We start from the raw sequence: 6,238 nt of genomic DNA, 5'->3' as shown, positions 1-6,238 counted from the left end.
ATTATATCAATGACATCTATGTAGCTACATTTCATTCTATACAGAGCGGCTTTTCACAAGCAACTGATTCGACAACCACTTATCTGCTTTTAAAGATAAAACAATTTCAAAATGTTTAGAAACAGTGAAAAGCTTATGATTTTTAAGTGATGGGCTTCATTGTCCGGCATCAGACTGTTAATATCAAAGTGAAATTTCTAAGTGATTGAACCGCTATGCAAGAGTCTATTGAACAATACATGCAAACGGTAGGACAGCAGGCACGCCAGGCTTCTCGCATTTTGGCCCGTGCGTCTACCCAAACTAAAAACAGCGCATTGTCAGCAATTTATACCGCTTTAGAAAACAGTCAGGCTGCTATTCTGGCTGCCAACCAGATTGATATGAATAAAGCTCACCAGAATAATCTGGACAGTGCCCTGCTTGATCGCTTAGAACTCAACCCCGCACGCTTTAAAGGTATGTTACAGGGCCTGAAAGATGTAATCAGCCTGAAAGATCCAATTGGTGAAATTACCGATATGGCTTACCGTCCTACAGGTATTCAGCTTGGCAAGATGCGTGTGCCTTTAGGCGTAGTGGGCATGATTTATGAATCACGTCCGAATGTAACTCTGGAAGCTGCTTCACTGGCATTGAAATCCGGAAATGCGATTATTCTGCGTGGCGGTTCAGAAGCTCTGGAATCTAACCAGGCCATTGCGACTGCCATCCAGCATGGCTTGAAAGTAGCAGGTTTGCCTGAAGCGTCAGTTCAGGTGATTAACACAACTGACCGTGCTGCGGTTGGCCAGCTGATTACCCTGACTGAATTTGTCGATGTGATTGTACCGCGTGGTGGCAAAGGCTTAATTGAGCGCATTACTGAAGAGGCACGTGTGCCTGTAATCAAACATCTGGACGGGAATTGTCATGTCTATGTCGAAGCACAGGCTGATCTGCTCAAAGCCCTGCCCATTGCTTTGAATGCCAAAACCCATCGTTATGGCGTATGTAACGCTATGGAAACTTTGCTGGTTGATGAAAAAGTTGCTGAAGATTTCCTGCCTCGAATTGCTGAGCTGTATCAGGAAAAACAGGTAGAGCTTCGTGGTTGTCGTGAAACCCAGCGTATCTTGGGCAATCAGGTAGTTGCCGCAACAGAAGAAGATTGGTACACCGAATATCTGGGTCCGATTCTGGCTATTAAAGTTGTATCAGGTGTTGAAGAAGCCATTGAACATATCAATAAATATGGTTCACATCATACTGATTCAATCATTACTGAGAATTACAGCATCGCTCGTGAATTTTTAGCAGGTGTAGATTCGAGTTCAGTCATGATTAATGCTTCTACCCGCTTTGCTGACGGCTTCGAATATGGCCTAGGGGCGGAAATCGGCATTTCGACAGATAAAATTCATGCCCGTGGCCCGGTTGGCTTAGAAGGCCTGACTTCCCAGAAATGGGTAGTCTTCGGTGATGGTCAGATTCGTCAGTAAATAGATAATAAAATCAGCCTTGTTCGCAAGGCTAATTTTTTATGCATGGGATGAATAAAAGACATGTTCAAGTAAATATGCAACCTTTATAAAATTGCATATAATTTCTTCATATCCATACCTAAAAGATAGAATAAATAAACATTATTTTTAAGAAATATAAGTTACAGTTTAATAGATCATTTTTTAACAGTATTTTATTTATAAATGAAAACTATGAACTGATAAATTTTAATTATTATTGTCGCCATGGTCGATAATGCTTAAGTCTAATCGGCTAAAGTCTATCTAGGACAGTAAAAAAACCCATGTTAAAACATGATCACAGACCTATCTTGTGTCGCTTTTGCCAGCAGACAGGTCAACGAAATGGATGAGAATTTTAATTAGAATCGGGTAAACAATCGTGTCTAAATCAGTATTAGTTATTAATTGTGGCTCTTCTTCAATCAAGTTTGCCCTATTGCTTGAAGAACAGAATTTCCGTATTCACGGCTTAGCTGAGAACTTAGGCACAGAAAATGCCCGTATTAAAGGTGTGACTGTCGGTAATGAACCCGTCGATATTCATATTCCTTTTGCAGATCATAAGAAAGCGCTAGAAGTAGGTTTAGAGCGTCTGGCGAATTACAAGCCGGATGCCATTGGTCACCGTGTGGTACATGGCGGCAGCCTGACCAAGGCAGAACTGATTACTGACGAGATTATTGAAAAAATTCGCGAAGCAACTCCACTTGCGCCTTTACACAATCCGGCTCACCTGATCGGGATCGAAGCGACTAAACGTTTATTCCCAGACTTGCCACAAGTCGCAGTATTCGATACAGCTTTCCATCAAACCATGCCGGCACATGCTTACCGTTATGCGCTGCCTAAATTCCTTTATACCGAATATGGCGTACGTCGTTATGGTTTCCATGGTACCAGCCATGCTTATGTGTCCGATCGCGGTTCTGAACTGGCTGGCAGCTTTAAGCAAGGTGGCTGGTTAACAGCACATCTCGGTAATGGTAGTTCGACCTGTGCGGTGTGGAATGGCCAAAGTGTAGATACCTCAATGGGTCTGACGCCACTTGAAGGTGTGGTGATGGGTACTCGTAGTGGTGATGTCGATCCAAGTTTGCATAGCTTCCTGGCTGCAAACTTAGGCTGGGATGTATATAAAATTGACAAGATGCTCAACAAAGAAAGTGGCTTGCTTGGTTTGTCTGACAACCTGTCTAATGACATGCGTACTCTGATTGAAGCCTCAGAACAAGGTAATGAAGATGCGACTCTTGCGATTGAAGTATTCTGCTACCGTCTGGCGAAATCTTTAGCTGCTTTAAGCTGTGGTCTGCCACGTATTGATGGTCTGTTCTTTACCGGTGGTATTGGTGAAAACTCGGCGTATATCCGTGAAAAAACCATGGCTTATTTACCACATTTCGGTTTCAACCTGGATAAAGATGCTAATAGCAGTTTGAAACGTGGTACGGAAGGTCGTATCGATAACGGTACAGGCCCACAAATCTGGGTAGTTCCAACTGATGAAGAAGGCCGAATCGCGAAAGAAACTCATTATGTGGTAGAGCATGAAGTGGAGCAAGCCACTGCAAAAAAGTCTGAACCTGAAGCTGCGCTTGCATAAGCAAGCCCGGTTCCCTTTTACCTAATTTCTATTATTGCGCGACTGATATTACTTATGAAAACGATTTTATTGGTGCCGACCGGGGAAGGCGTCGGCTTAACTTCAGCCTGTTTAGGTTTGGTATATGCTTTAGAATGCCAAGGGGTAAAAGCAGGTTTTGTGAAACCTTTTTCACAGGAAAAAAGTCAGGAAACAGATCGCACTACAGCACTCTATCGTCATTTATCCCAAAGTGAAACCGTTGAACCGATTGCTTATGAAAGTCTGATTCAGCGCTTTAATCTGGGTGAAACAGATGAATTGCTTGAAGATGCAGTACGCCTGCATCGTGAGATTGCCAAAAATCACGACCTGATTATTGTTGAAGGTTTGGTACCCAATAGCCGTGATACCTTTGCGCCAAGCTTTAATGCAGCCTTGGCACAGGCACTCGATGCCAAAGTCATTATTGTCAGCAATGCTGATATCAACCAGCCTGAAGTGGCAGCTGAAAAAGTTGAAAGCCAATTACGTTATTTGGGTGGGTCCTCTTCTACTCGTATGGCTGGCGTATTGTTTATGCGCACCAAAGGCTTACCGGAAGATTCTGCACAGATCCCGGTGACCATTGATCCTAGTTTACGTCTGATTAGTGATACCAACAAATTTATAGCTGATATTCAAAAAACCCATGCCCATATTGGTTCTGAAAAGCTTCCAGTGATTGGTCTGGTTCCATTCAGCAATACTTTAAGTGTGCCACGTATTTCTGACCTGGCAGCGCATATTTCAGCAGACTGGGTCAATCTGGGTGAAGCAAAGCAGCGCCGTGTCTTACACAGCAGTTTAATTGCGTCCAATATTGAGCATGAATTACATAAATTTGTGGCTGGCGAGCTGATTATCAGTGCATCAGACCGTATTGATGTCCTGTTGGCAAGTAGCTTGGCGAGCAGCAATGGCATTCCATTGGCAGGTCTGGTACTGACTGAACATTATGAGCCAAATTCGGCTGTACTGGAGTTCTGCCAGACAGCGATTAAACATGGTCTGCCTATTCTGCATACACCACTCAGTACTTTTGAAACTGCCCAAAGTCTGGCCAATTTAAGCAATGAAATTCCATGTGATGATACTGAACGTGCTGAACAGGTCACTCGTTTTGTGTCCAGTCATTTAAATGAAGAATGGATCGCACAGCTAATCAATGGTTCTTACAAGCCACGTCTGTCTCCTTCTGCATTCCGTCATGAACTGGTACAAAAATCGATTACTGCGAAAAAACGTATTGTGCTTCCGGAAGGTGATGAGCCACGTACCATTCAGGCGGCTGCGATCTGTCAATCTCGTGGGATTGCGCACTGTATCTTGCTGGCAAAACCGGAAGAAGTGGTTGAAGTTGCTAAAGCACGCAATATTGAATTACCGCACGATCTTGAAATTATTGATCCAGACCTGATTCGCGAGAATTATGTCGAAAAAATGGTTGAATTGCGTAAAGGCAAAATCAATGAATTGCAGGCGCGTGAACAGCTACAGGATACTGTCGTACTCGGCACCATGATGCTGGCACTTGATCAGGTGGATGGTCTGGTTTCTGGTGCAGTACATACGACTGCCAATACTGTCCGTCCGGCTTTCCAGTTGATCAAGACAGCTCCTGAATATTCACTAGTCTCTTCTGTATTCTTTATGCTGCTGCCAGACGAAGTCTACGTCTATGGTGACTGCGCGATTAATCCAGATCCAGATGCCGAACAACTGGCTGAAATTGCGATTCAGTCTGCTGACTCTGCAAAAGCCTTTGGCATTGATCCACGTATTGCCATGATTTCTTACTCTACCGGTACTTCAGGCACAGGTGCAGACGTAGAAAAAGTGGCGAAAGCGACTGAGATTGCCAAACAGCGTCGTCCTGATCTGTTGATTGATGGCCCACTGCGATACGATGCTGCTTCAGTTGAAAGTGTGGGTCGTCAGAAAGCACCAGATTCACAAGTCGCTGGTCGTGCCAATGTGTTTATCTTCCCTGACCTAAATACCGGTAATACCACTTATAAAGCAGTACAACGTGCAGCAAATGTAGTCAGCGTTGGACCAATGCTGCAAGGTCTAAACAAGCCAGTCAATGACTTGTCTCGTGGTGCTTTAGTAGATGATATTGTCTTTACTATTGCCTTAACAGCAATTCAGGCTGAACAACAGGCTGCTGCGAAATAATTAATATCATTTAATCTTTTCTACCTCTCGCCATTTGATATCCGCTCAAATGGCTTTTATTATTCTTAAATAACAACATTCCCTTTTGGTTATTCTTAGTTTTAAAACACTTAGCACTAGTCCTATTCGACTTTCGGTCAAAAGATCAACCAATCCCCCACAAGTTTGTGTTTTTGTCATATAATTTAGCCCGCTAGCTAACAGCCCGCTCAAGAGATTTTCTGGTATGACAACGATTATCAAACAAGATGACTTGATTACATCAATCAAGGACGGCCTACAGTTTATTTCGTACTATCACCCGCAAGACTTTATCCAAGCGATGAGCCGTGCTTATGATCGCGAAGAAAACAAAGCTGCAAAGGATGCAATTGCACAGATTTTAATTAACTCTCGCATGTGTGCGGAAGGTCATCGCCCAATTTGCCAAGATACTGGTATTGTTAACGTTTTCCTTGAAGTGGGCTTAGATGTTAAATTTGATTTAACTATGAGCTTAGACGATGCAGTAAACGAAGGTGTTCGCCAAGGCTACCTTGAAAACAGTAACGTTCTTCGTGCATCTGTACTTGCTGACCCTGCATTCGGTCGTAAGAATACGAAAGACAACACCCCTGCTGTTATTCACTACAAACTCGTACCGGGTAACAAGGTAGATATTACTGTTGCTGCGAAAGGTGGTGGTTCAGAAAACAAATCTAAGCTTGCAATGCTTAACCCATCTGACTCGATTGTTGACTGGGTACTTAAACCTGTTCCTATTATGGGTGCAGGTTGGTGTCCTCCTGGTATGCTCGGTATCGGTATTGGTGGTACTGCTGAAAAAGCCATGATGCTTGCGAAAGAAGCGCTCATGGAAGAAATCAACATGGACGAATTACTTCGCCGTGGACCAGAGAACAAAATCGAAGAACTTCGTATCGAAATC

At 43.4% G+C, this 6,238-nt stretch carries 4 protein-coding genes; all 4 read left to right on the top strand.

Going from position 1 to position 6,238, the window contains the following annotated elements; all coding sequences use genetic code 11:
* Positions 1-215: 215 nt before the first annotated feature.
* Positions 216-1,481, top strand: coding sequence for a glutamate-5-semialdehyde dehydrogenase (locus tag B4J23_RS03430; protein ID WP_291358764.1), 1,266 nt, complete (start codon positions 216-218; stop codon positions 1,479-1,481).
* 406 nt (positions 1,482-1,887) lie between these two features.
* A complete protein-coding gene (locus B4J23_RS03425; RefSeq protein ID WP_286740017.1) occupies positions 1,888-3,111 on the top strand; it encodes an acetate/propionate family kinase in 1,224 nt (407 codons plus the stop codon).
* A 54-nt stretch (positions 3,112-3,165) separates the two neighbouring features.
* Positions 3,166-5,310 (top strand): phosphate acetyltransferase, encoded by a 2,145-nt coding sequence (gene pta, locus B4J23_RS03420; protein ID WP_291358763.1) that lies wholly within the window; start codon positions 3,166-3,168, stop codon positions 5,308-5,310.
* A 226-nt stretch (positions 5,311-5,536) separates the two neighbouring features.
* Positions 5,537-6,238 (top strand): fumarate hydratase (locus B4J23_RS03415; protein ID WP_291358762.1); only part of this gene is annotated, 702 nt, incomplete at its 3' end.

It is taken from the genome of Acinetobacter sp. UBA3025 (assembly GCF_002367915.1).
GTDB lineage: Bacteria > Pseudomonadota > Gammaproteobacteria > Pseudomonadales > Moraxellaceae > Acinetobacter.
The sequence above is the reverse complement of the archived record's forward strand: the minus strand, read 5'-3'. Positions and strand labels throughout refer to the sequence as shown.